Origin of the sequence: Bradyrhizobium sp. NAS80.1, from assembly GCF_001908205.1 — a bacterium.
Taxonomy (GTDB): Bacteria; Pseudomonadota; Alphaproteobacteria; order Rhizobiales; family Xanthobacteraceae; genus Bradyrhizobium.
This window is the reverse complement of the sequence record NZ_LGHL01000037.1, coordinates 93,576-114,337: the sequence shown is the minus strand read 5'-3', so window position 1 is coordinate 114,337 and position 20,762 is coordinate 93,576. Positions and strand designations below refer to the sequence as shown.

At 60.2% G+C, this 20,762-nt stretch carries 23 protein-coding genes and 2 pseudogenes; 21 read left to right on the top strand and 4 right to left on the bottom strand.

The features are described from left to right. Window positions 1-272 precede the first annotated feature (272 nt). Together AC629_RS09585 and AC629_RS48480 are read left to right on the top strand one after the other, a co-directional pair. A pseudogene (locus AC629_RS09585) lies at window positions 273-944 on the top strand (cation diffusion facilitator family transporter); the annotation flags it as partial. 26 nt (window positions 945-970) lie between these two features. Further along, on the top strand, window positions 971-1,174 hold the full coding sequence (locus AC629_RS48480) for a GDCCVxC domain-containing (seleno)protein (protein ID WP_084804562.1): 204 nt from the start codon (window positions 971-973) through the stop codon (window positions 1,172-1,174). A gap of 222 nt (window positions 1,175-1,396) precedes the next feature. Here AC629_RS48480 and AC629_RS09575 read toward each other — a convergent pair whose 3' ends face one another. Then, the gene (locus AC629_RS09575) at window positions 1,397-1,744 is read right to left on the bottom strand and encodes a hypothetical protein (RefSeq protein ID WP_143199023.1); all 348 of its coding nucleotides are present in this window, start codon (window positions 1,742-1,744) and stop codon (window positions 1,397-1,399) included. 16 nt (window positions 1,745-1,760) lie between these two features. After that, entirely contained in the window at window positions 1,761-2,315 is a 555-nt protein-coding gene (locus tag AC629_RS09570; RefSeq protein ID WP_245331777.1) for a hypothetical protein, read from the bottom strand. Window positions 2,316-2,859: 544 nt separating this feature from the next. On the opposite strand from AC629_RS09570, the gene AC629_RS09565 reads away from it, so the two are divergent. The 7 genes from AC629_RS09565 (at window position 2,860) to AC629_RS48475 (ending at window position 8,164) form a co-directional block, all read left to right on the top strand. Further along, window positions 2,860-3,594 carry a phosphorylase family protein gene (locus AC629_RS09565; RefSeq protein WP_245331782.1) on the top strand — a complete coding sequence of 245 codons (735 nt, stop codon included), beginning with the start codon at window positions 2,860-2,862 and terminating at the stop codon, window positions 3,592-3,594. A gap of 154 nt (window positions 3,595-3,748) precedes the next feature. Then, window positions 3,749-4,150: a hypothetical protein gene (locus tag AC629_RS09560; RefSeq protein WP_143199022.1), complete on the top strand. Its 402-nt coding sequence runs from the start codon at window positions 3,749-3,751 to the stop codon at window positions 4,148-4,150. Between the two features lie 86 nt (window positions 4,151-4,236). After that, window positions 4,237-4,971 carry an MMPL family transporter gene (locus AC629_RS09555; protein ID WP_084804544.1) on the top strand — a complete coding sequence of 245 codons (735 nt, stop codon included), beginning with the start codon at window positions 4,237-4,239 and terminating at the stop codon, window positions 4,969-4,971. 137 nt (window positions 4,972-5,108) lie between these two features. Further along, window positions 5,109-6,380, top strand: a complete 1,272-nt coding sequence (locus AC629_RS09550; protein WP_084804543.1) for a hypothetical protein — start codon at window positions 5,109-5,111, stop codon at window positions 6,378-6,380. Between the two features lie 248 nt (window positions 6,381-6,628). Then, on the top strand, window positions 6,629-6,940 hold the full coding sequence (locus AC629_RS09545; protein WP_084804542.1) for a hypothetical protein: 312 nt from the start codon (window positions 6,629-6,631) through the stop codon (window positions 6,938-6,940). Window positions 6,941-7,218: 278 nt separating this feature from the next. Then, window positions 7,219-7,878: a hypothetical protein gene (locus AC629_RS09540; RefSeq protein WP_245331776.1), complete on the top strand. Its 660-nt coding sequence runs from the start codon at window positions 7,219-7,221 to the stop codon at window positions 7,876-7,878. 13 nt (window positions 7,879-7,891) lie between these two features. Further along, entirely contained in the window at window positions 7,892-8,164 is a 273-nt protein-coding gene (locus AC629_RS48475; RefSeq protein ID WP_245331775.1) for a hypothetical protein, read from the top strand. Window positions 8,165-9,049: 885 nt separating this feature from the next. Here the strand turns inward: AC629_RS48475 and AC629_RS09530 are convergent. Then, the gene (locus AC629_RS09530; protein WP_245331774.1) at window positions 9,050-9,451 is read right to left on the bottom strand and encodes a MerR family transcriptional regulator; all 402 of its coding nucleotides are present in this window, start codon (window positions 9,449-9,451) and stop codon (window positions 9,050-9,052) included. A 90-nt stretch (window positions 9,452-9,541) separates the two neighbouring features. Between AC629_RS09530 and AC629_RS09525 the strand changes: the two genes are divergently transcribed. From AC629_RS09525 to AC629_RS09470, 12 genes and pseudogenes are all read left to right on the top strand, one after another. Continuing rightward, the gene (locus AC629_RS09525; RefSeq protein WP_084804540.1) at window positions 9,542-9,922 is read left to right on the top strand and encodes a mercuric transporter MerT family protein; all 381 of its coding nucleotides are present in this window, start codon (window positions 9,542-9,544) and stop codon (window positions 9,920-9,922) included. Between the two features lie 13 nt (window positions 9,923-9,935). Then, complete coding sequence (locus tag AC629_RS09520) at window positions 9,936-10,166, top strand: heavy-metal-associated domain-containing protein (RefSeq protein WP_245331773.1); 231 nt, start codon at window positions 9,936-9,938, stop codon at window positions 10,164-10,166. A gap of 61 nt (window positions 10,167-10,227) precedes the next feature. Beyond that, window positions 10,228-10,457 (top strand): annotated as a pseudogene (locus AC629_RS48470) (GDCCVxC domain-containing (seleno)protein). After that, window positions 10,447-10,602: a hypothetical protein gene (locus AC629_RS46645; protein ID WP_168195437.1), complete on the top strand. Its 156-nt coding sequence runs from the start codon at window positions 10,447-10,449 to the stop codon at window positions 10,600-10,602. Before AC629_RS48470 ends, AC629_RS46645 begins: the two are co-directional and overlap by 11 nt. A 650-nt stretch (window positions 10,603-11,252) precedes the next feature. Next, window positions 11,253-11,996: a transporter gene (locus AC629_RS09510; RefSeq protein WP_245331772.1), complete on the top strand. Its 744-nt coding sequence runs from the start codon at window positions 11,253-11,255 to the stop codon at window positions 11,994-11,996. Between the two features lie 471 nt (window positions 11,997-12,467). After that, window positions 12,468-13,523 (top strand): alpha/beta hydrolase, encoded by a 1,056-nt coding sequence (locus AC629_RS09505; protein WP_168195436.1) that lies wholly within the window; start codon window positions 12,468-12,470, stop codon window positions 13,521-13,523. A gap of 69 nt (window positions 13,524-13,592) precedes the next feature. Then, window positions 13,593-13,856, top strand: a complete 264-nt coding sequence (locus AC629_RS09500; protein WP_245331771.1) for a hypothetical protein — start codon at window positions 13,593-13,595, stop codon at window positions 13,854-13,856. A gap of 537 nt (window positions 13,857-14,393) precedes the next feature. Beyond that, window positions 14,394-14,603 carry a ferredoxin gene (locus AC629_RS09490; protein WP_018648108.1) on the top strand — a complete coding sequence of 70 codons (210 nt, stop codon included), beginning with the start codon at window positions 14,394-14,396 and terminating at the stop codon, window positions 14,601-14,603. A 58-nt stretch (window positions 14,604-14,661) separates the two neighbouring features. Next, on the top strand, window positions 14,662-15,882 hold the full coding sequence (locus tag AC629_RS09485; RefSeq protein WP_084804537.1) for a cytochrome P450: 1,221 nt from the start codon (window positions 14,662-14,664) through the stop codon (window positions 15,880-15,882). A gap of 32 nt (window positions 15,883-15,914) precedes the next feature. Beyond that, entirely contained in the window at window positions 15,915-17,237 is a 1,323-nt protein-coding gene (locus tag AC629_RS09480) for an MFS transporter (RefSeq protein WP_084804536.1), read from the top strand. Window positions 17,238-17,240: 3 nt separating this feature from the next. Beyond that, window positions 17,241-17,903 (top strand): sulfite oxidase-like oxidoreductase, encoded by a 663-nt coding sequence (locus AC629_RS09475; protein WP_084804535.1) that lies wholly within the window; start codon window positions 17,241-17,243, stop codon window positions 17,901-17,903. 26 nt (window positions 17,904-17,929) lie between these two features. Then, a complete protein-coding gene (locus tag AC629_RS09470) occupies window positions 17,930-19,153 on the top strand; it encodes a bifunctional alpha/beta hydrolase/OsmC family protein (protein ID WP_084804560.1) in 1,224 nt (407 codons plus the stop codon). A gap of 107 nt (window positions 19,154-19,260) precedes the next feature. Here AC629_RS09470 and pdxR read toward each other — a convergent pair whose 3' ends face one another. Beyond that, on the bottom strand, window positions 19,261-20,688 hold the full coding sequence (gene pdxR / locus AC629_RS09465; protein WP_210419012.1) for a MocR-like pyridoxine biosynthesis transcription factor PdxR: 1,428 nt from the start codon (window positions 20,686-20,688) through the stop codon (window positions 19,261-19,263). Between the last annotated feature and the right edge of the window lie 74 nt (window positions 20,689-20,762).

Genomic DNA, 20,762 nt, shown 5'->3' with positions numbered 1-20,762 from the left:
AATTCATGCGCTGCCTCAGTCGATCACCGGTTGTGGGCGCCTTCGAACCGAAGTGGAACAGCGAAGGTCAACCCGGCGCGAACTTCGTTAAGCGGACGAGCGTTGATTACTGCGTGGCGGTACGCCACATCGAAGGACAGCTTGTCGCTAACCTGCCAGATTAGACCCGCCAGCCCCGAAACGGTCTCCGCCAAGCCGAACTCCTTCTCGTAAAAGAATTCTGCGACCGGTCGCAGCTTCCACTTCGACGGCCCTTCGACGATGGTTCCGACGTCGAATACTTCAGCGCAGTGATCGAGGGGGTCATGATCGTGGTCGCGGCGCTGCTGATCGTCCGTTACGCATATGACAATTTCCTTGATCCACGGCAGCTTTCGGCACCGCTCGAGGGGCTCGTTGTAAACGGAGCGGCGAGCGTTCTAAATGCTGTTTGGTGTTGGGTGCTTATCACCCGAGGAAAGCGGTTGCGATCGCCAGCTCTTGTCGCGGACGGACGACATCTGCTCTCGGATGTTCTATCGTCGGGCGGTGTCGTCGTCGGACTGTCCCTGGCCGTTGTTCTGGACTTGCCAATACTCGATCCTAGCTTGGCCGTACTCGTCGCTATCAACATTCTGTGGTCGGGGTGGCAAGTTCTAAAGGAATCAACGGGAGGGCTGATGGACCAAGCGGTGCCAGAGGCAACGCTTGCACGAATTAGACAGATCATCAGCGAACATGCCGAGGGAGCATTGGAGGCTCACGACGTTCGGACAAGGCACGCTGGCAGATTAATATTTGTCGAGTTCCACCTTGTCGTCCCCGGCGAGATGTCCGTCAATCAGGCCCATGATATCTGCGATCGGATTGAAGCGGCACTACGCGGAGACGATGAGCATAGCTGGATCACAATTCACGTTGAACCCGAAAGCAAGGCAAAGCACTCAGGCGTTCTCGTCCTTTGAGGTTCACGACGTCACGTGGAGAGCAGATGCAATTACAATCCACCCTTACCTGTCCCGCTTGCGGCCACCAAGCTATCGAGGTGATGCCACTAGATGCTTGCCTGTTCTTCTATGACTGCAAGGCATGCGGAACCCGGCTAAAGCCAAAGGCCGGGGACTGCTGCGTCTTTTGTTCATTTGCGACAGTCCAATGCCCACCCATTCAGATAGGCGCTAGCTGCTGCAAGTGAGGCTGTCTCACTTCGCGTTCTCCTTCTTTCGACTGGCCCCAAGCCACCACTGGTCGTCGGCTACGTCGGCTTGGCCGGAGGAACGACAAGGTCTCCTTTTGGGGCCTTAGCGGACAAGCCTTCGACCCGCTCTGATGTCCGATTTCGGGGCCAACGCGGACCGAGCCTAGGGCAGCCTCAACCTTCCGAACGGTTTTGAAAGGATCACGCTGGCGGGCTTCGTCAGAAGCCACAGGCTGCGTAGGTCTTGCGAGCAAGACGGTAGTGCGATCCGACTTCAACGAAGTCGACGTCGAGGCACTGATTGCCCTCGCGGAAATCGCGGGCAAGCCCTGGGCAATTGAGATATTCGATGTTGATCCTCCAGCGATGTTCCTGCGGGTTGTAGGTTGCAAAATCATGCTGCGCAGAGGCCGGTCCCTTGCAAAGCCCAGCGATGTATTGCCGGACCTCCGGGGGCAAATCAGAAATATGGTGCGCATCCCAGGGGTCGTGCTTGTTTATCGAGGCGGCTTGGATGACCGATCCTTGACATATCAGGACAGCCAACAGGCAGTGGCGCCAAGACATCAAAGCCTCCCTAAGGTCATTTGGTGGGGAGATTAATCTCCTCGCTGCTGGATTTCCATCCCGTATCGAAGTGCAGCTTCGAACGCTCATAAACATGGAGGTACAGCGGATAGACCTGCGCGATCACCGGGGTTGCGTCGTTGATGATGCTCATCTCCAGTGGGTCGGCTCGTTCTATCGCCTCAAACTTCGTGCGTAGCTTCTTGCGGGTCGCACTGTTGAGCGCGCGCTTCGTGTACTCGTCGAAGCTTGCGTAATCAATGCAAAGCCCGGTCATGGGGAGGCTCGGGATGCGCGTGAACCCGTTGTCAATCTGGCAGTCGAGGGCCGATCGGTATCGCGCCGGAAATTCCTTGAATACGATCAACTGTGCCCCGAGCCTATGAGCATGTCCCGCAATCCCTGAAGCCAGCACCTCGGCGCGGACACGATGGCAGGCTTCATCGCCATCAAGATGGCCTTCACCGGCGACGCAACCGATCATCAGCGTGCGAGCTCGCATCAGGCGCGGCCACAACCGACGAATGGCGTCGATGGGCACGCCAAACCGCGGGCTCGCTCCGACCAGCAAGTCCAGGTCCAGTAGGAAAAAAGGGCTGTACGGCACAAACCTGACCTACGGTGTCCTTGACGACGAAGTACCGATAATCGAACTCGGGATGAAGCGTATCCTCGACCAGTTCGTAATATCGATGATCCTTGCGCTCGTTCGCGAATGCGACCTGCCAGCGCGGACAGCACTGCAAGTCGCCACGCGCGACGACTTCGAGACGCAACGCGTATCGCATCGGCTCATTTCCCGAGACGTCGACAATTTGGCTAGTCGCGTGCGCAGTCATTGATTCCGACACGATCTCACGTTCGCTACGGTCCGCGCCCACAAGGCGTCATTTATCACGAAGCAACAACAACCAAATCTGACTTATCCGTCACAAAATAACTGACAACTCATTTGCAATTTGACATTCGAGCGGAACATTTCTGACAGTTCTGGAATGTGTTGACGCCGATATCCGTGTGCGAGCTTTGCGCAGCGCGTTGCGATCTTTTGGGGCACCTGCGATTTATCGTGAGCGCTGCCGGCTTGGCATTCTGGGAGTGGTCTCTTGGCAGCGGTGATTGGAGTCACGGGACTCGCAATTGAGGCGCGGATTGTTGCGGACCGGTACACGCACGCGATCTGCGGTGGTGATGGCCGCACACTCACGGAGTCTCTCGCATCCGCAATTGCCGGGGATTGCTGCGGTCTCATGAGCTTTGGCATCGCGGGCGGCCTTTCGCCTGGCCTCCGCTCAGGTACATGTATCGTAGGGTCCACGATCGTCGCGGAGACGATCGAGCTCGCAACTGACCGAAACTGGTCACAGGCGTTACTTCGACTAATCCCTGATGCCATTCATGGCGCAATTTCCGGCGTGCCAACTGTCGCGGCGCATCCGGAGGCGAAGCACCTGCTGCATATGAGCACCGGTGCGCTGGCAGTCGATAATGAATCCCACGTTGTGGCGAGCGTCGCCGCAGCACGCGATCTCCCCGTGACCGCCGTTCGCGTGATCATGGATCCGCTCACCCGCGAGCTCCCTGCTGCGGCTTTGGCTGCGCTGCGTGCGAACGGGACGATCGATCTCGCCGCACTGATCCACGCAATACTGAGGCGGCCTGGCGAATTGCCGACGCTGCTTCGGACTGCTCTGGACGCGTGGACCGGGTTCGATGCGCTGCTTCGCTGCCGTCGATTGCTTGGCCCGGGCTTAGGGCTACCTGCCTTGCAAGCACGCGAGCCAGAGCTAGCCCCGAGCATCGAAATTCCTATCTGCGGCTTGGACAGCCGCCACCTGGAGCGTTCATAAAGCGCGTTATCGCTGACCTGCCAATGGCAAAAGGTGCAAAGTGCCAACGAAAGGTCGTATGATCAGCCTTCAAATCAATCTCCGGTTAGTGAAGGGAGGCTGTTCCGCGACGGGCCTTGACCGAGAGATGGCGTAGATCAAGCAGCCGAGTTCGATGCTCAGATCAGCGATAGTTCGCGTCACCGACTTCTGCACACGCCATCCATGGTACGTGATCGCTCTCGCACTGGCTTTGTCGGCGTTCTCCGCCGGCTATACCGAACGGCACTTCGCCATCAAGACTGATGTCAACGAACTCATCTCGCCGGATCTGCCCTGGACCCAGCGGATAAAGGCCTTCCTGAAAGCGTTTCCGCAACGGGAGATCCTCGTCGTGGTCGATGCTCCGACACCGGAACTCGTCGAACAGGCGGCCAATCGACTCCAACAGGTGCTCGAAGCCCGTCCCGAGCTGTTCCCCTCGGTTCGCCAACCGGAGCGCGCGGAAGCTTTTTTGAGAGCAACGGGCTGCTGTATCTGCCGACTGCAGAGCTCAAGAAAGAAGCGGACTATCTGACGCGTGCGGACGTCCTGATTGGGACGTTAGCCGCCGACCCCAGTCTGCGAGGAACGCTCGATGCGCTGTCGCTCGGTCTCGCTGGCGTGCAGCGCAAAGAGGTCACACTCGACGACATGGCACGCCCGCTGACCATGGCCGCTGAGACGACCGAAGCCATCCTCGCGGGCCGGTTCGCAACCTTTTCCTGGCGGGCATTGGTCGGCGACAAACCCGCCGAACCGTCTGACTTGCGGCGCTCGATCGAGGTGCAGCCCAGGCTCGATTTCGGCGCGTTTGAGCCTGGCCGTGCCGCCACCGGTGCGATCCGGCAGGCCGCCGCGAGCGCGAATCTCGCAACAGACTATGGCGCACGCGTGCGCCTGACAGGGCTCATCCCAATCGCTGACGATGAATTTGATACTATCAAGCAAAACGCCGTGCTCAATGGCACGATATCGCTGCTCACGGTCTTGGCCATCTTGTGGGTGGCGCTGCGCTCGGCGCGTATCATATTTGCTGTGGTCGTCAGCATCACCATGGGCTTGGCAATTTCTGCTGCGTGGGGGCTGTTCCTGGTTGGCGCTCTGAATTTGATCTCGGCCGGATTTTTCGTCCTATTCGTCGGACTTGGCATCGATTTCGGCATCCAGTTCTCTATCCGCTATCGTGCCGAACGCCACGACTGCGAAGAACTGAGCACCGCCTTGCACAACACGGCAGTGAAAGCGGGGGGCCATTGGCGCTTGCTGCAGCGGCCACCGCGCTCGGCTTTTCCTCATTCCTGCCCACCGCCTATCGTGGTCTGTCGGAGCTCGGGCAGATCGCCGGCTCAGGGATGATCATCGCCTTCCTCACAAGCATCACCGTATTGCGAGCGCTGTTGGCCATCTTGAATCCGCACGCGGAGCAGCATTCGATTGGGTTTACGGCACTCGCCCCGCTGGATTGATTTCTAGAGCAGCATCGGACGGCGGTTGTGGCTTTCACGATTCCGGCCGTCGCGCTTGCCTCGCCGCTGCTGCTATTCCTGCTATTCGACTTCAATCCGCTGCATCTGCGCAGTTCAGAGGTCGAATCGGTCGCGGCCCTTCTGGAGCAGCGGAAGGACCCGCAGACGGAGCTTAATTCCATCGAAATCATTGAACCGAGCCTGGCTACAGCGGATCTGGTTGCGCGACGGCTCTCCGAACTCCACGAGGTCTCGCAGGTACTCACGCTCACCAATTTGGTGCCTGGCGATCAAGAGGAAAAGCTCAACCTCATTCGCGCATTGGCTGCGACGATCACCCCCTCACTCAATCCCCAGGATGTCGATCCTCCTCCGACTGACGACGAGACCATCGCGTCTCTGACCTCGACAGCCGATTTGCTTTCAGACGTCGCAGGCACCGAGCCAGGGCTGGGAGCAGATTCTGCCAGGCGGCTCTCCAGCGCGCTGTCGCGCCTCGCGAGGGCCGGTCCTGCGCTTCGGAAGAAGGCCGAGACCACAATCGCTGAACCGCTGCGGAACTTGCTCGAACGATTGAGGCAAGAGCTGAACCCACAGCCGATCATCACGGAAACTGTTCCTCGCGATATTGCCCGCCAATGGATCACTACTGACGGGCGTGCGCGGGCACGAGTGCTGCCGAAAGCAGATCCTGATGATACCCGCGCCCTGGGCGATTTCGTGACGGCTGTGCTGGCGATTGAGCCGAATGCGACAGGCGAGGCAGTGGCGCTTTACGAGTCAGGGAATACGGTCGTTCGCGCCTTCGTAGAGGCCGGGATTTTCGCATTGTCCGCGATCGCCGTGCTGCTGTGGATCACACTGCGTCGGATCGGAGATCTCCTGCTCACACTCGTACCGCTGCTGGTCGCGGGCGTCGAGACGTTGGAACTATGCGTCGTCTTTCGGCTTCCGCTGAATTTCGCCAATATTATCGCCTTGCCACTGTTGTTGGGCGTCGGTGTCGCGTTCAAAATCTACTACGTCATGGCGAGCAATGCCGCGCTTACCAATCCAGGCCGTCTTGCCAAAAATCCGGACCTGACGATGACCCTAAGTCGCTCCGATCTCGAAACCATGATGGCGGCCAGAGTCGAACTCAACCGCATGATCGCCTACGGAAAGCAGAAGCTCGACGCACACGAAGGTCCTTGGCGATCTACGATTGGCAGTCGTCGAGTTCGATCCGGGCTTCCAGATCATGCCAGGCACTGTCACGGGACAGACATTCGACGCAAGTGCATAGGCCAATCCCCTTGAGGAACTCGAATCGGAGTGGCTTGGCGAATAAGAGCGGACGCGGCCCCTGATGAAGCCGCATGTCTAATTGTCCTTCGGAGCCGCGCGCAAAGGACAGTAAGCCCGCTCCCCGGCCGCCCACCACTCGGATAGATCGGCCACTTCAGGGTTAATCGCTTGTTTACTTGGAGCGTGTATATTTCAAACTAATTTGTCGCGTCGAGTAAATAACCATGCCCGGTGCTCTCGGGTTACTTCGCTCGCGTGGCATGACCCAGGTCGTTGTGCTCGCGCTCATCTCGTTCGGCCTTGCTGGTTGCAGCGCCGACATGTCGACGCGCTTCTCGCAAGACTCCTATTCCGGTAATCCCCTTGCCTTCGACCCGCAGCCGACCGGTTCGGTGCAGTCGGCCGCGGCGGAGCGCCGTGAGCTGCCGCAATATGCGCCGCCGCAATCGCCATATCCGCAGTCGCCGCTCTATCAGTCTCAGCCCCTGCCGCCGCCTGCTGCTGCACTGCAACCCTCTCCGATGATAAGCTCCGGCAGGTCCGAGGGCGGGCACGGGGTGGCTCCCTATTGAAAGTCGGTGATTGCAACGCGCAATGCGCTGGCTCATAGAGGCAATTGGCCGAAGCAGTACGACACGGGCCGCCTGCAGGAAGAGCCTTGCGAGGGTAGGTTCCCACGTCGGCTGGTTGGGGTAGACCGGACATCGGCCCGCATTGCCTTGACCGCCGTTTTTGCCCCTTGGCGGACATCGGGTTGTCGCTAAATGACTGGTAAGTGAAGGCCCGCGGCCCATTCGACTGCTAATTTGGGCCGGCGCGATCCACTGTCTTCAGCCGGAACTGTTGCACCATGACCGATTATCACAATCCGGCATGGACAAAGGAAAGCCGCGTCCGCGGTACTCTCGACGATGTGATCATTGTCCCATTCGTTGTAGTTGCGCTCGCTGCCAACAAAATTCTGCGTTTCATCCTTTCAATCCTGATTCGGCTCCTCGACTACACCTTCCCTTTGGTAATAGAGATCGTCTGGCTTCCGTTCGTCGCTGCCAGGCTTCTCGGCAACGTCATCGTTGCTGCCATGAGCGGCGCGCTGCGTTTTGTTCCCCTTTCCGAGAGGAACTGTCGACGCTGGAGGATATCGATCCGCCGAAACTGGTCATGGCTCCGACGGAGGATAAGCTATCAAGCGTTCGAACGAGCTGTGCATCGTGCCTTTGAGAGCGGCATGGCGTGGGTATTCCGGAAATGCCGGCATCTCACGCCGGGCACGGCATTGCTCGTGATCCTGGGCGCAGTACTTTGGCTCCCGATCTCTTTTGGGGCAGCAACAGCGATGCACGCAGTATTGCTTTCGAAGGCCACGTCCTGGCCGGCATGGACGCAACTCTTGCATGCGCCGGCAACGGTCATCGCGAAGAGCAAGCTTTTGGTGCTACCGGTATACCCGGCAGCTTGGCCACAGGCCAAAAAAACACCCCCTCGTTCAGCTCGCATTCAAGGGCTATGAAACCCTCAAGCGCATGTATGTGATCAGAAAGGTCGGCGTTCGCTATCGGCAGGCGGAGCTCGCCGGCATCGCCATGATTGAGAGGCTCGAGCGCACCGTCGGCGTCGGATCGGCCGTGAGCTGGCTGCGCAACGCGCACGTTGCTGAGCATCTCGGCGTCGAGAAGCCCACTCAGAAATTGCGATCGTTCTTCTCTCGGTGGTCAATCAAGTTCTCTGCCGAATTTTACGAAGCAAAGGAACGGCAAGTCTCAGATGTCCGATCATCAAACAGCAGCGAGCTGTGAACGCGTGGAGGCGGCAGACGAGACCCACAGGGGTCTACCAAGCGGTCCTTGCGGAATCAGTAGAGAGTTGAGCTCGATTTACGGATCGTTAATTGTTTAAGTTGAATCCTAATAAGAGCGGGTCAGCGCGCCGGCGACAAATGACTGTCGCGTTCATTGGGAAAACCCGGATGGTTTTGCTGGGCACGGTACACCGACCAACTACGTGGGCGCTGGCAGCTAGCCTGCTGGTGTGGAGCGCCGGCACGGCCGGAGCAGAGAACGGTCAGATTGCAGCCGGGATTGCCGGCGGACTGATCGGCGGAGCCCTTATCGGCGGTGCCCTAGCCAGTCATCCTGTGTATGCACCCCCACCGCCGCCCGTCTACTATGAGCCAGCTCCTGTCGTTCTCGATGAGCCCTTTTGTCGGATTGTACGGGAAAGCTATTGGGACGGGTATGGCTATAGGGTACGCCGTGTTCAGGTTTGCGATTAAGCCTACTGCGCCACACCAGCGCCAGCCCGCGTACAGCCACGACGGATACGCGGCTCCGTTAATATCCCTAGCGTAATAGGCGCTGTGCTCCGCAAGAGCTGCGCTCAAATCGCAAGTAATAGACGGTACGTACCTAGCGTTGCTCGACTCTGAGTAAGATACAACCAAGTCCTGGTGATCGAGGAGCTTTATCGTATCCAGTCTCCCCTATGGGATTTGCACGGCTAGGGCGAGCAACATCTGTCCGGGAAGATTGCTCAAGGGATTTGTCAGAGACCGGCTGTCCCTTTGCTTCCGGTATCATTCACTTTCGCGGCCAGATGCAAGTCATTCGATGCGCGGCGGTTCTTGCATCGACAGGTTTTCACTCGGTCTACCGCGTGAGGAGCCGGTGGCCATCGGCTTCCAGTCATTTGGCGCGCTGAACGTCGAGAATATCCAGAACGGGGCATTCCGGAGCTGTTGTTGTCCCCGAACATCTGGCGACGGTCGCCGACAGCAAACGTTCCAACTTGCAGAGATCACCGATCTTCGCGCGGATATCGTCGGGATGGTGCGCCGCGATCTCGCGCACTTCGCGGCATGATGCCTTCTCGGGGCCGCTCAGCCGCAGAAGAGCGCGGATTTCATCAAGCGAGAATCCCAATTCGCGGGAGCGCCGCACGAATGCAAGGACGCGCCCTTCGCTCGGACCGTAGACACGCCGGCCGTTGGCCGCGCGCGAAGGAAGGGGCAGTAACTTGATCTTTTCATAGTAGCGAATCGTTTCGATGTTGACGCCGGTCAGTTCGGAAAGCTGCCCGATCGTCATCGCACTCGCATCCGCTCGCGAAGCAGTGATCCGGCCCATGTCCAATCCCCTTGATCCTGCAGTCGCTACAGGATCTAGGATGCCGCCATCATGGTCAAGGATGACTTCGCAAGCGAGTTCCAGCGTGGCCCGGTGTTGTTGGCGGCAAGCGCGCTCACCGGCGCGCTCGCTGCCTCGTCTTGCTGCATCCTGCCGCTGGTGTTGTTCAGTGTCGGCGTCAGCGGCGCATGGATCGGCAATCTGACGCGGCTCGCGCCCTATCAGCCTTACTTCATCGTCGTGACCTTGGGAGCGCTCGGCACGGGCCACTGGCTTGTGTACCGCGCCTCCGCCCCTGCCTGCGCCGACGGCGCTGCCTGTGTGCGTCCGCTACCAGGCCGCCTGCTCAAGGCCGTACTCGTTGTTGCGACTATCCTGGTCGTTGTTGCTCTCGGCCTGGACTTTCTCGCCCCGCTGCTGCTCAGCTCGTAAATGGAAGGTCACCATGAGCAAGTCTTTCGCATCTGCCACTGCGCTCGCGCTAAGCCTCCTGGCATCGTCGGTCGCGTCCGCCGCCGAGAAAACTGTCACGCTCGCGGTCGAGAACATGTATTGCGCGACCTCCCCCCACACCGTGAGGGCCAGTCTTGAAGCCGTCCCCGATGTCGTGAAGGTTGCTGTGTCGTTCAAGGAGAAGACTGCAATCGTGACCCTCACGACAACAAGGCCGATGTGAAGGCGCTCGCCAAGGCCACAACAAATGCCGGTTATCCTTCGGCGCCCAAGGGCTAACTGTCGTGATCCTTCAATCGGTCATTACCTGTCCGAGCTGTGGCACCGCCCGATCGGAGACGATGCCGACAGACGCCTGCCAGTTCTTCTATGTATGCACGGGCTGCGGAGAGCGGCTGCGGCCGAAGCAAGGCGATGCTGCGTGTTTTGCTCTTACGGCTCCGTGCCGTGCCCGCCCGTCCAGGCCGAGCGCGCGGTAACAACAGATGTCGCATCCTGTTGCAATGCGCCGTGACAAGCGCCGGCCCCGTCCGCTCCGCAGCGGTTTGTTGTGCGCTCGCGATGCCGTGCACGTGACCGGCCTGTCCGAGTTCACCCCGCCAGATCAGCAGATCGCGGTCGGCGAAATGCTTGCCAACCAGGAGCAGAAAATCTTCTGATGGATCAATCGCCACACCGACCGTAGTAGTTTCTCGCGAGTCGGTAGTGCGAATTCGAGCGTACAAACTCTTCGCGAAGGCAACGGTCCGAGTGGCGATAGGTGCGCGTTCCCTCGCAACTGAAATGTTCAAAGTGCAGTTTGACTATTCTCGCATTGTCGAGATAGGTCGCAAAGTATTGCGCGGCGGTCGGTCTCACTCTGCACATGCCAAAGACAGCATTTCGTACTTCTGCAGGGAGGTGATCGATACGCTCGGAACTCCATGGTTCGTCGTGCGGAAATCCGGCTCCCCGCGCAAGGGCGCTCGTGTGAGCACAAAGCACGAGCAATAGGATTGCAGAAAATCGAGGAAATGAGTGCGGTCTCCAAGCGGTCATTGCGCACCGCCTCCACTCAAGCTCACTCTCGAAGCATATCTGAAAATGCGGCCGAACCTAGCTTCTGCTTTCTAGAAACGTTCTTAAAACTACGTGCGGATTGTGCGGAATAACCGCCAAGCAAGGCTGTTTATCTCGCAACTGCATCGTTCTGGAGGCGGCGGGCTCCAGCATTGGAGCGCGATCACCTATGAGTTCGTATCAGCCGGGCCGTATGAAGCGGCTTGGGGCAGGTCTGCATTGTCGCGGATACGTTTTGGTTGCATTTCTCATGCTGACCGTCGCCGAAGCGCGAGCGGAGAGCTGTCCACAGCCGACCGATGAGATTGCTACAGACCGCCCGGACGTAACAAACTCAAGTCTCGTTGTGCCGGTCGGGAGCTTCCAGAGCGAAAATGGGGTCAACCTGAGTTGGCGAGACGGTGGCCGAACGGCGGACGGCACAAACACCCGGTGGCGGCTCGGTATTGCTCCCTGCCTGGAAGTCTTAGTGGACCTCCCAACCTTTTTCGCAAACGTGAAAGCGCCGGGCAGTTTGGGCTTCTCAGACATTGCTCCGGCCATGAAATGGCAAATCAGTCCAGTGCCTGGCAAGATCGATCTGTCGATGACGGTTGGTGTGGCGCTCCCGACCGGGGCCGTTGAAGTAGCTGGCCGTGGTGTTCAACCGTACCTGCAATTCCCGTGGTCATGGGAACTGCACGACGGCTGGGGTCTGAGTGGCATGTTCACCGAGTTCTTCCGTCCTGCTGACTTTACGAACAAGCAAATCACTGAGACGACATTTGTCATTGAAAAGAAGCTAACAGAGAAGATGAGCGTGTTTACGGAGTATGTCGGCGACTATCCAGCCGGTGGCAGTCCAAGCCAGCTCATGAACTCCGGCGGGTTGTACCATTTGACCCCAACGCAGCAGCTCGATTTCCATTTTGCGATTGGGCTTAACCACAATGCGCCGCGTTACATTGTTGGTGTCGGCTATTCGTTCCGCGTGGATGGCTTGTTTCGACAGTAACTCAGCATCGCTGTTGACGATCCGCGAGGAACCGAGTGCCCAACGACAGGAACTGTCCCGTTGGCGCCGCTGCAGCCGCAACCGGTTGCCGGCATCCCTCACTCCGTCTCACCTTTGTTTGCTGCTCCGCCGAGAGGCGGCTACTGGGCCGCTGGTCCCTCCGGGTGGCTGAGTCGGCGCCTGCATCAGTTGCTCGACGAAAAGCAGATTAGGCGCGCGTGGTCAGGCACATCCGAGCCCGACTCGAGCGGTTGAGGTTCTGACTTTTTCAACATATCCAGAAGGGCGGATGCGCTCGAAGCAGGCCCGGGCATCGACGACCCGAGGCCGCACATCCAAAGACCGCACGAGGTTACGTCCGTTGCGGCGCAAAAGAATGCTCGGCGATCGACCACCTGACGCGCGAAGCGCCCTATGGAATATGCGGATAGAAGTGGGTTTGATATCAGGGAGGAAAGAGGGAGGGACACTATGAAAAAATCAATCATCGCGCTGTTGGCTGCACTTGTCTGCGTGGCGCCTGCCTCTGCCCAGCAGGCGGCTATTGTCAAAAATGATATGCAGATCGACGGACTTGACGGGGGAATCAAGATCTTCATTCGCGAGAAAATGGTGCAAGGCAACACTCGGTTTGCCAATGACAACATCGTTCTTTTTCTGCATGGCGCGACCAGCCCCTCGACTTGCGACTTTGATCTCCAATACAAGGACTATTCCTGGGCCGACTGGCTCGTGAATCGCGGTTACGTCGTCTACATGGGCGACTATCGAAACTACGGTGGTTCGACCCGCGAGGCCGCAATGGACGAGCCCGCCACCAAAAATCAACCTGTCACGCGCTCATATCTTGCGCTGCGCGACATCGAAGCGATGGTCGACCATATCAAGCGTACGCGTGACGTACAGAAGGTAACACTGATCGGCTGGTCGTGGGGGGCCATGATGGGGGGCTATTATGCTTCGCTGCACTCTGAGAACGTGCAGAAGCTGGTAATGTACGCGCCGCTCTATAAGTTTAACGATCACACGAATCTTGGCCCAGGCAGCGGACTGCAGAACAAGCGCAAGCCGACGGAGTTCAACTTCGCATTGGGCGCGTATCGCGTGGCCTCTGAGGCGGCGAATACCGCGCGCTGGAACGGTGAGATTCCGGTCGAAAACAAGGACGAGTACCGCGATCCAGCGTTACCTGCCGCATTCTGGAACGAGTGTTTGGTGACTGACCCGACTAGCAACAGCCGAACGCCCCCAAGCCTGCGTGCGCCAAATGGTGTGCTGGAAGATTCGTTCTATCAGGCGACCGGCAGGCCCCTGTGGAACGCTGCGAATATATACGCCCCCACCCTGGTGATCGGCGGCGACTTCGACACCTGGTCGTTTCAGGAGGATCGCGCGGGCCTGATGCGTGAACTCATTCACGCTCCGATGAAGCGCAATGTTTTGGTCAAGGACGCCACGCATTTTGTTCTTTTCGAGAAGAACCGCGAGCAATTCCTCGAAGAAATCCTGAAATTCCTGAGAGAATAAATTGCGCGCGTCTGGCTGTGGTCCATGCATCAAGCAGCTTGACAATACAATCGTATTTGGGAGGGACGTATGTCGCGCGTTGCTGTATTGGCCGGAATTGCCTTGCTTGCTATTACAACGGCCACGGGGGCTCATACGCCAAGCCAGCCACCACATCAACTATTCAGCGAAGGCGACCTCAGACTGGAAAGCGGCGAGGTCATAAAGGATTTTTCGATTTCCTACGTCACCCACGGAACACGAAACGCTAAGAAGTCGAACGCGATCCTGGTCGTCACGGCGATCAGCGGTAATCATCACCGCATTGATTGGCGAGCGGCACCATCGCGATGAGACTGTCCATCATGTCGGGGTGACTGATGCCCCACTGCAGGACGGGTCCGCTCCTGGACCAGCCCGCTCATGACGGTGCGCATCTTCATGATCTCCTCGGCGACGAAGGTGCAGTCCTCGTCCCGCTTCATCTGCTCATGCATGATGGCTTCTGCCTCGAAAGCTACGAGCTTTCCGAAGTTTGGTCCGTGATTTCTGGGCGCTTGTTGTACGAAGGTTGTATGAGAATCGCAAAAAAATCCGCCTCGAGGATGCAGCAGAAGCGATTGCCGCCGCGGAACACTTGCCCGGCCTGTGTCTAGAGTATGCATTAAGCGTAGTGACCGCAGCGATTGTGCGTTTAGAAACTTTCGCAGCTTTTGGTGACGCTTTCGCAATTATTGCTGGACTGTCCACTATAAGTTTGCGCTTGACACGGGAAGCCTGTCGCGAATGTAATATACTATAACTTAGAACTCGCGGTGAGTGCCGCGAATAATCTCTGACACGAGGAACGCGCGGCCCTTTCAGGCCCGCACACACGCCGAGGAAGCCGCAATGGCAGAGCGACTCAAGGTTCACGTCGATCCCGACAAATGCCAGGGCCACGCGCGCTGCAAGGCGCTGGCGCCGGAGCTTTTCGAACTCGACGAATACGGCAACGCCCATGAGGCCGGAGACGGCACGGTCCCTCCGGGCCTTGAAGACAAGGCCTGGCTTGCCAAATCCAATTGTCCGGAAATCGCAATCGATGTGATCGAGGAGTAGCGCGCTCTCCGCCCGCTTGTGTGCCTTCAGCGACCACGCCCCCCGAGAGGTTCCCGAGATGTCCGACGTCAGCCAGCCCGCCGCCCATCCGCCCGTGACCGACTGGGTCCATGATTTCGACCACACCGATCCTCAGTGGACGGAAGATCCTTTTCCGATCTGGGACGAGCTGCGCGCCGCGAGCCCGGTCGTGCACACCGAGCGTTTCCTCGGCTGCTACATGCCGACAACCTATGAGGCGGTGCGCGAGATCGCCAACGACACCGAGCATTTCTCCTCGCGCCGAATCATCGTCCGTAATGTACGGCCCGAGATCGCCCGGAACGCCGCCCCGCCGATCACCTCCGATCCACCCGTGCACAAGCCGGCGAAGCAATTGCTGCTGCCGCCCTTCACGCCGGACGCGATGAAGAGGCTCGAGCCGCGGGTTCGCGCCATCTGCAACGAGCTGATCGACGACTTCATCGCCGCGGGCAGCGTGGATGCGGCAGCGCGGTACACAAAACACATTCCCGTGCGCGCGATCGCACATATGCTCGGCATTCCCGAAAGCGACAGCGACCTCTTCGTCAAGTGGATCCACATGATCCTTGAGCTCGGCATCAAGGACGAGAACATGCTGCTCCAGGCCGTGCAGGAGATGAGCGCCTATTTCAGCGGCCACATCGAGGAGCGCAAGAAGAAGCCGACTGACGACCTCATCTCCTACTTGATGAACGCCAAGGACAAGGAGGGCAACCCGCTCGAGGATTCGCACGTGCTGGGTTCGCTGCGGCTACTCCTAATCGCCGGCATCGACACCACCTGGAGCGCGATCGGCTCCTCGCTCTGGCATCTCGCCAAGACGCCGGCCGACCGCGAGCGCCTGATCGCCGAGCCCGGGCTGATCCCGACCGCTGTAGAGGAACTGCTGCGCGCCTATGCGCCGGTGACGATGGCTCGCGAGGTGGTCAAGGAGACCACGATTTCAGGCTGCCCGGTCAAGGCGGGCAACATGGTGCTCTTGTCCTTCCCGGCCGCAAACCGCGACCCCAAGATGTTTCCGGACGCTGACAAAGTCGTGATCGACCGGCGGGAGAACCGCCACGCCGCCTTCGGCCTCGGCATCCACCGCTGCGTCGGTTCCAATCTGGCGCGCATGGAGATGCAGGTTGCGCTGGAGGAATGGCTGAAGCGGATTCCGGACTTCCGGCTCGATCCGGCAGGCACGGTGACCTGGTCACAGGGCACGGTGAGAGGCCCCCGCCAGTTGCCATTTCTGCTCGGAAAGGCGATGTAAGCCTTTCCAAAAGACAAGCGGAGAGGCCGGGCGTGACCGAGTTAGCAACCAAACCGGCCTCCGAGCACTTTGACGTCGCCGACGCGAAACGGCGGATCAAGGCGATCTTCATCGGCTCGATCGGCAATCTGGTCGAATGGTACGATTTCTACGCCTATACAGCGTTCGCGCTCTATTTCGCCCCGGCCTTTTTCCCCGGCAACGACCCGGTCGTGCAGCAGTTGAACGCCGCCGTGGTGTTCGCGGCGACCTTCCTGATGCGGCCCCTCGGTGGCTGGTTCTTCGGCTACCTCGCTGACCATTTCGGCCGCCGCATCTCCCTGACGCTGTCGGTCGTCTTCATGTGCTTCGGCTCGCTGATCATCGCGGTGACGCCGACCTATGCCACGATCGGCTTTGCCGCGCCGGCGATCCTGGCCCTCGCCCGCGTGATCGAAGGCCTGAGCCTCGGCGGCGAATATGGTGCCAGCGCCACCTACTTAAGCGAAGTCGCAGATCCCAAGCACCGTGGCTTTTATTCAAGCTTTCAGTACGTCACGCTGATCGGCGGCCAGCTCACCGCGATCATCGTGCTGCTGCTCCTGCAAAAGGTCTTCCTCACCCCCGAGGAACTCAAGGCCTGGGGCTGGCGTATCCCGTTCGCCATCGGCGCGATGCTCGCGATCTTCGCTGCCGTGATGCGCCGCGGCCTGCATGAAACCGAGGCCTTCGAGGAAGCCAAGAAGAAAGTGCAGCCGACCGGCTCGCTCGCCAACCTGCTGCGCTATCCGCGCGAGCTGCTGCTGGTGGTCGGCCTCACCGCGGGCGGCACCGCGGCGTTCTACACCTTCACCACTTACATGCAGACCTTCGTCAAGCTCTCGGTCGGCCTGACCGAGGACCAGACCACGTTCGTGATCTTCGGCACGCTGATCTTCGCGACCATTCTGCAGCCGATCTACGGCGCCATCTCGGACAAGATCGGGCGCAAGCCGCTGCTGATCTTTTTCGGCGTGGCCGGCACACTCGCCACCGTGCCGCTCTTGATGACGCTGAAGGAGACCAAGTCGCCATTCATGGCATTCATTCTGATCTGCGCCGCCTGGCTGTTCGTGGCTGGCTACACCTCCATCAATGCGGTGGTGAAGGCCGAGCTGTTCCCGACCAACGTCCGCGCCCTCGGCGTCGGCCTGCCCTATGCCATCACGGTCTCGATCTTCGGCGGCACCGCGCCGGCGATCGCGCTTTACTTCAAGACCATCGGGCATGAGGAGTGGTTCTACTACTATCTCGCCAGCGTCATCTTCCTGTCGCTGATCATCTATTCCACCATGCGCGACACCAAGCACGCTTCCGCGATGCACCGCCACGAGTAGCTCATGGTCGACGACAGCGAGCCGCCCGACAGCAAGCTGACGCGCACCAAGGAGAAATGGGCGCGCGAGGGCCGCTTCCTCACGGGCCGGGTCACGCGCCCGGACGACCAGCGCCTGCCGCCCGGCCAGCATCTCACCAGGGATTGGCCGGTGCTCGATCTCGGGGTCGTGCCGCCGGTGCCGCGCGAGCGCTGGCGGCTCGACGTCTACGGTGCGGTTGACTATCCCGTGTTCTGGACCTTTGCCGAGTTCAGCGCGCAGAAGCAGGCACAATTCACTTCAGACATCCATTGCGTGACGACCTGGTCGCGCTACGACAACGAGTGGGAGGGGCTTGCGACGAGCGAGTTGCTCGCGGCATGCCAGCCGCGCGACGATGCGCGCTTCGTCGTGCTACATTCCTATGACGGCTACACCACCAACCTCGCGCTGGACGACTTCGCCGCCGAGGACGCTCTGCTCGCCCATAGCTGGTCAGGCCAACCGTTGACGGAGGAGCATGGCGGCCCGGTGCGGCTGGTCGTGCCGCATCTCTATTTCTGGAAGAGCGCGAAGTGGCTTCAGGCAATCGAATTCCTGACCAACGACGCGCCGGGCTTCTGGGAAGTCCGCGGCTACCATAACCGCGGCGATCCCTGGGCCGAGCAACGCTATTCAGGCGATTAGGTTCAAGCAACGACGGGGGGATGCCCATGCCGACGGAACGCTTTCAGTTCACGGGCGAAGGTGGCCATCAGCTCGCGGCCGCACTGGAGTTGCCGGACGGCGAGCCTGCGGCTTTCGCGCTGTTCGCCCACTGCTTCACATGCGGCAAGGACACGCTGGCAGCCAAGCGCATCTCGGTCGCGCTCGCGGCCAAAGGCATCGCGGTGTTGCGCTTCGACTTCACCGGGCTCGGCTCCAGCGAAGGCGATTTTGCCAATTCCACGTTCTCCTCCAACGTCGCCGATCTCGTGCGCGCCGCCGATCATCTGCGCGCGATGCGCAAGGCACCGTCGATCCTGATCGGCCACAGCCTCGGTGGCGCCGCGATTCTGGCTGCAGCCGGCCAAATCCCGGAAGCCAGAGCGGTCGCGACCATCGCGGCACCGTCCGATCCGGCACACGTCACCGGCCTGTTTAGGGAGCATATCGACGACATCCGCGCGCAGGGCGAGGTCGAAGTCTCGCTCGCGGGCCGCCCGTTCCGGATCAAGCGCGAATTCCTCGACGACATCGTCGAGCATGAGCTGATGAAGGACGTCACCGGCCTGCACAAGGCGTTGCTGGTGATGCAATCGCCGGTCGACGACACCGTCGGCATCGACAATGCGACCAGGATCTTCGTTGCGGCCAGGCATCCCAAGAGCTTCGTCTCGCTCGACCATGCCGATCATCTGCTGACGAAACCAGCGGACGCGCTCTACGCGGCTAACGTGATCGCGGCCTGGGCAAGCCGCTACATCGAAACGGAAAAACCCGCGAAGGCGATGGATGGCGCAGAAGAGCCGCGCAAAGTCGTGGTACAGGAGACCCGCAAGAGCAAGTTCAACCAGAACATCACAGTCGGCCCCCATCGTCTCGTGGCGGACGAGCCGGTGGCGGCCGGCGGCGAGGATGCCGGCCCCGGTCCCTACGACTTCCTACTCGCCGGTTTGGGCGCCTGCACCTCCATGACCATGCGCCTCTATGCCGACCGCAAGTCACTGCCGCTCGACCGCGTCACGGTCACGCTGAAGCATTCCAAGATCTACGCCAAGGATTGCGCAGAGTGCGAGACGCGCGAAGGCATGCTCGACCAGATCGAGCGCGACATCGCGATGGACGGCGCACTCGACGCCGAGCAGCGCAAAAAGCTGATGGAGATCGCGGACAAGTGTCCGGTACACCGGACACTGACCTCCGAGATCCGCATCGTCACGAAGGCTGTGGACTAGAGCCCCGTTCCGATGGAATCGGAACGGGGCTCTAGATTCTTGTCTGACGCGTTTTCTTTACGCGAACCGGTATCCACTTCGCTCGAAAACGCTTTGGCGCACTTGCACTAGAAGCACGACGCCATCGTCCGCACGGCCGCGCTGATCTCACTCTCGCGCCAGGCCGCAAAGCCGAGCAGCAGGCCGTGATCGCGTGGCCGGCCGAGCGACAGGCTGGACAAGGCGCGCGTTTCAACGCCCGCCTCGACCAACCGCTTGACCGCCGCCTGATCGACGCCTCCGCGCCTGAGGCGGGCGACGAGCTGGATGCCGCCCGAGGGCACTTCGACCGAAAGCACCTCCCCCAGATGGCGCTGAAGTCCCTCGACAAGATGATCGCGACGCGCGTGATAGAGCCGGCGCATCCGGCGCAGATGCGCGAGGAAATGCCCGTCGGCGATGAACTCGGCCAGCGCCTCCTGGACATGGCTGGCGGCGATCAGCCCGATGTGCCGCTGCGCGATCTCCAGGGTGCCGACCAGCGCCGGCGGCACGACGAGATAGCCGAGCCGGATATCCGAAGTCATAGCCTTCGAGAACGTGCCGACGTAGAAGACGCGGCCATGGGCATCGAGCCCCTGCAAGGACGGCACCGGGCGACTGTCATAGTGGAACTCGCCGTCGTAGTCGTCCTCCACGATCCAGGTCTTGCCGGGCCTGCTTAGCCTGAGAAACTCGGTTCGGCGGGCCAGAGACATCAGCCGGCCGGTCGGGTGCTGGTGCGACGGCGTCATGAAGATCAGCGTTGGCGCCGCCGCTCCCGGAATACGCTGCATACCCTGCTCGTCGAGCTTGATACCGGTCACGCGCGCGCCGGACGCGCGGAACGCAGCCGCGGCGCCGGGATAGCCGGGATCTTCGACCCAGACCTCGTCGCCTTGCGTTATGACAACAGCCGCTATCAACGTCAGCGCGGCCTGCGCGCTTGGCAGGATCAGGATCTGGTCCGCCGAGGCGCGGACACCCCTGCTGGTCGCGACATAATGCGCCAGCGCCTCGCGCAGGCGCGTTCGATTGACCGGTCCGAGCTCACGTTTGGCCGCACGCACGGCGCTGCGGCGCAGGCAGCGCGCCCAGACTTCATTCGGAAACTCCCGCGCATCTCCATGCCCTGGTCGCAGGGGCCGCAGCGGCGCCAGGTAGGACATCGGCCAATCGGTCTGTTTGAGCCTCGACGCCCAGGGTGAGAGCCGCGGCTTACCGGAGCGCACGCCGGATGCGACGGCGCCTGCCGCTTGACGTTCGCCGCCGTCGACTTTGACCACCGGACGGCGGCCGTGCGACGCCTCGAGATATCCCTCTGCCGCGAGCTGCTCGAATGCATAGGTGACCGTGTTTCGCGAGACGCCGAGATTGCTCGCAAGCCGTCGGCTCGACGGCAGCGTGCGCCCTTTACCGAGACGGCCGCTCGCGATCAGGCTTCGGAGCTGGCTCGTCAGTTGAGCCACCAGCGCCTCATCGCCGGTCCGCTTCAGGTCGATCAGGGCGGAGATCATGCCTTCAGAAACTGGCACCTAATTCCTTTACAATCTGGCACTTTTTCAGGTGCCAATCGGGATGCTATCCGCCG

Excerpts from the sequence above, each read along its gene's own strand:
- AC629_RS48480 (WP_084804562.1), top strand. The coding sequence starts at position 971 with ATGCAATTACAATCCACCCTTACCTGTCCCGCTTGCGGCCACCAAGCT.
- AC629_RS09575 (WP_143199023.1), bottom strand. The coding sequence starts at position 1,744 with ATGTCTTGGCGCCACTGCCTGTTGGCTGTCCTGATATGTCAAGGATCG.
- AC629_RS09560 (WP_143199022.1), top strand. The coding sequence starts at position 3,749 with ATGCTCAGATCAGCGATAGTTCGCGTCACCGACTTCTGCACACGCCAT.
- AC629_RS09545 (WP_084804542.1), top strand. The coding sequence starts at position 6,629 with ATGACCCAGGTCGTTGTGCTCGCGCTCATCTCGTTCGGCCTTGCTGGT.
- AC629_RS09540 (WP_245331776.1), top strand. The coding sequence starts at position 7,219 with ATGACCGATTATCACAATCCGGCATGGACAAAGGAAAGCCGCGTCCGC.
- AC629_RS48475 (WP_245331775.1), top strand. The coding sequence starts at position 7,892 with ATGTATGTGATCAGAAAGGTCGGCGTTCGCTATCGGCAGGCGGAGCTC.
- AC629_RS09530 (WP_245331774.1), bottom strand. The coding sequence starts at position 9,451 with ATGACGATCGGGCAGCTTTCCGAACTGACCGGCGTCAACATCGAAACG.
- AC629_RS09525 (WP_084804540.1), top strand. The coding sequence starts at position 9,542 with ATGGTCAAGGATGACTTCGCAAGCGAGTTCCAGCGTGGCCCGGTGTTG.
- AC629_RS09520 (WP_245331773.1), top strand. The coding sequence starts at position 9,936 with ATGAGCAAGTCTTTCGCATCTGCCACTGCGCTCGCGCTAAGCCTCCTG.
- AC629_RS46645 (WP_168195437.1), top strand. The coding sequence starts at position 10,447 with ATGCGCCGTGACAAGCGCCGGCCCCGTCCGCTCCGCAGCGGTTTGTTG.
- AC629_RS09510 (WP_245331772.1), top strand. The coding sequence starts at position 11,253 with ATGCTGACCGTCGCCGAAGCGCGAGCGGAGAGCTGTCCACAGCCGACC.
- AC629_RS09505 (WP_168195436.1), top strand. The coding sequence starts at position 12,468 with ATGAAAAAATCAATCATCGCGCTGTTGGCTGCACTTGTCTGCGTGGCG.
- AC629_RS09500 (WP_245331771.1), top strand. The coding sequence starts at position 13,593 with ATGTCGCGCGTTGCTGTATTGGCCGGAATTGCCTTGCTTGCTATTACA.
- AC629_RS09490 (WP_018648108.1), top strand. The coding sequence starts at position 14,394 with ATGGCAGAGCGACTCAAGGTTCACGTCGATCCCGACAAATGCCAGGGC.
- AC629_RS09485 (WP_084804537.1), top strand. The coding sequence starts at position 14,662 with ATGTCCGACGTCAGCCAGCCCGCCGCCCATCCGCCCGTGACCGACTGG.
- AC629_RS09475 (WP_084804535.1), top strand. The coding sequence starts at position 17,241 with ATGGTCGACGACAGCGAGCCGCCCGACAGCAAGCTGACGCGCACCAAG.
- AC629_RS09470 (WP_084804560.1), top strand. The coding sequence starts at position 17,930 with ATGCCGACGGAACGCTTTCAGTTCACGGGCGAAGGTGGCCATCAGCTC.
- pdxR (WP_210419012.1), bottom strand. The coding sequence starts at position 20,688 with ATGATCTCCGCCCTGATCGACCTGAAGCGGACCGGCGATGAGGCGCTG.